The sequence below is a fragment of the Amaricoccus sp. genome (assembly GCF_036846665.1).
Classification (GTDB): Bacteria; Pseudomonadota; Alphaproteobacteria; order Rhodobacterales; family Rhodobacteraceae; genus Amaricoccus.
The window spans coordinates 1-2,404 of record NZ_DAIUBO010000372.1 but is presented as its reverse complement, the minus strand read 5'-3'; the positions used below and the strand labels follow the sequence as shown (position 1 = coordinate 2,404).

At 67.1% G+C, this 2,404-nt stretch carries 3 protein-coding genes and 1 tRNA gene; 2 read left to right on the top strand and 2 right to left on the bottom strand.

The features are described from left to right. A partial coding sequence (locus V7050_RS20410) for a cbb3-type cytochrome c oxidase subunit I (RefSeq protein ID WP_324411196.1) occupies nt 1-1,090 on the bottom strand: 1,090 nt, incomplete at its 3' end. Nucleotides 1,091-1,256: 166 nt separating this feature from the next. On the opposite strand from V7050_RS20410, the gene V7050_RS20405 reads away from it, so the two are divergent. Next, nucleotides 1,257-1,706, top strand: coding sequence for an MmcB family DNA repair protein (locus V7050_RS20405; RefSeq protein WP_324370733.1), 450 nt, complete (start codon nt 1,257-1,259; stop codon nt 1,704-1,706). On the opposite strand, the gene V7050_RS20400 is transcribed toward V7050_RS20405, so the two are convergent. Beyond that, complete coding sequence (locus V7050_RS20400; RefSeq protein WP_324370735.1) at nt 1,703-1,924, bottom strand: DUF6324 family protein; 222 nt, start codon at nt 1,922-1,924, stop codon at nt 1,703-1,705. The genes V7050_RS20405 and V7050_RS20400 overlap by 4 nt on opposite strands. 102 nt (nt 1,925-2,026) lie before the next feature. Here V7050_RS20400 and V7050_RS20395 point away from each other — a divergent pair. Continuing rightward, nucleotides 2,027-2,103: transfer RNA gene (locus tag V7050_RS20395), tRNA-His, on the top strand. Nucleotides 2,104-2,404 lie beyond the last annotated feature (301 nt).

Genomic DNA, 2,404 nt, shown 5'->3' with positions numbered 1-2,404 from the left:
CCCAGAGCATCGGCGTCTTGAACTCGATCGAGCCGCCCCACATCGTGGCGATCCAGCTGAAGATCTTGATGCCCGTCGGGACCGCGATCACCATCGTCGCCAGCATGAAGTAGCTCTGCTGCGTCACCGACATGCCGACCGTGTACATGTGATGCGCCCAGACGACGAAGCCGATCGCCCCGATGGCGATCATCGCATAGACCATGGGCAGGTAGCCGAAGATCGGCTTGCGCGAGAAGGTCGAGATCACGTGGCTGATGATGCCGAAGCCCGGCACGATGACGATGTAGACTTCAGGATGGCCGAAGAACCACAGGATGTGCTGGTAGAGCACCGGGTCGCCGCCGCCGGAAGCCTCGAAGAAGGTCGTGCCGAAGTTGCGGTCGGTCAGGAGCATGGTGATCGCCCCCGCGAGCACCGGCAGTGCGAGCAGGATCATGAAGGCCGTGACCACGATCGACCAGGCGAAGAGCGGCACCTTGTGCAGCGTCATGCCCGGCGCGCGCATGTTGAGGAAGGTCGTGATCATGTTGATCGCGCCGAGGATCGAGGACGCGCCGCTCAGATGCACCGCGAAGATCGCGAGATCCATCGACATGCCCTGCTCGTGCGTCGAGAGCGGCGCATAGAGCACCCAGCCGACGCCGGAGCCGCTCAGCCCGTTGCCGCCCGGCGCCAGCAGCGAGCAGACCGCCAGCGTCGAGCCCGCCACGAAGAGCCAGTAGCTCAGGTTGTTCATGCGCGGAAACGCCATGTCCGGCGCGCCGATCATCAGTGGCATGAAATAATTGCCGAAGCCGCCGAAGAGCGCCGGAATCACCACGAAGAACATCATCAGGATGCCGTGGCCGGTGATCAGCACGTTCCACAGATGCCCGTTCGGCAGGCCGTCGAGCAGCATGTACTGGACGCCGGGCTCCATCAGTTCGAGCCGCATGTACATGGTGAAGGAGACCGAGACCAGACCCAGGATCGCCGCGGTGATCAGGTAGAGGATGCCGATGTCCTTGTGGTTGGTGGACATGAACCACCGGGTGAAGAACCCCGGCTTGTGGTGGCCGTCGTGGGAATGAACAGCGGCGTCGGCCATGCGTGATCTCCAATGAACCCCCCGCGGCCGGCGGAAGACCGGCAGCATCGCTTTCCTAGTACCGTGTCGCGCGCGAGGTCTCAAGCCCCGCCGCAAGGGCCGGCCGACCGGACGCAGAGAGGCCCGGACCCTTGACCGCTGGCGCATGCTTGGCCAGAGAGCCGGGATGACGGAGTCCGAGCTCCCGGGGCAGCGCCTGGCGCGCGGTGTGTGTCGCCATCTCGCGGGACGCGGTTTCGCGACGCTGACCGAATTCGTGCCCGAGGCGGGCCTCCGCGTCGACGTCATCGCGCTCGGGCCGAAGGGCGAGATCTGGATCGTCGAATGCAAGTCGAGCCGGATGGATTTCGTCTCCGACCGCAAGTGGACCGGCTACCTGGCCTGGTGCGACCGGTTCTTCTGGGCGGTCGATGCCGATTTCCCCGGCGAGATCCTGCCCGAGGAGACCGGGCTCATCCTGGCCGACGGCTTCGACGGCGAACTCGTGCGCTGGCCGCCGGAGACGCCGCTTGCGGGCGCGCGGCGCAAGGCGCTGGTGCAGCGCTTCGCCCGCACCGCGGCGCTGCGCCTCGGCGTCCTGATCGACCCGGATCTCGCGAGGTTCTCCAGGCTCTAGCGTCGCCCGGGTCGCTTCTTGCCTTTCCCGCCGGCCGCGATGCTGCGCGCCCGTTCCGCCGCGGCGCGAAGCTCCTCGGCGATCTCCTCCGCCGCATCGGGATCGAAGTCGAGCGGCAGATCGAAGGAATCCGTCTCGACATAGACCCGGACCATGCCGAGCGACGTAGGCCCGATCCGCAGGCTGGCGGCGGTATCGCTCTCGCGGTCGATCCCCATGACTTCCGGCCTCCTGCCCGCGCCGCAATCTGCCGGGTCCCGCGCCGTCGGACAAGTGCAGACTTGCATTCGAGCCGCCGCGTATAGTAACCGGACAGCCGTGCCGGCGTAGCTCAGTTGGTTAGAGCGCCTGATTGTGGATCAGGAGGTCCCCCGTTCGAGCCGGGGCGCTGGTACCATTCCCTGCATCGGGTTGCGCGACCGGGGGCCCAGGGCCGCCAGGGCGTCTTCTGGTGGCTTGCGCATGGTGCCGCGAATCTCGGGAGCGGCGGGGCCGCCAATCGCGGGGCAATCAGGCGTTCGGCCTGCAGGCCGGCGTGTGATAGCAGCGGCCCTTCCGATCGACCAATCCTGAGGCTGATTCTCGGGACAGGGAAAAGGCCGCGCTCCGCGCGGCCCGCGCCGCATGTCACCGGATCGGAAACGCGAGGCGCCGGTGGCGCCTTGCCCGGTCCGGTCGCCCGGAGGCGCGCGCCGCAG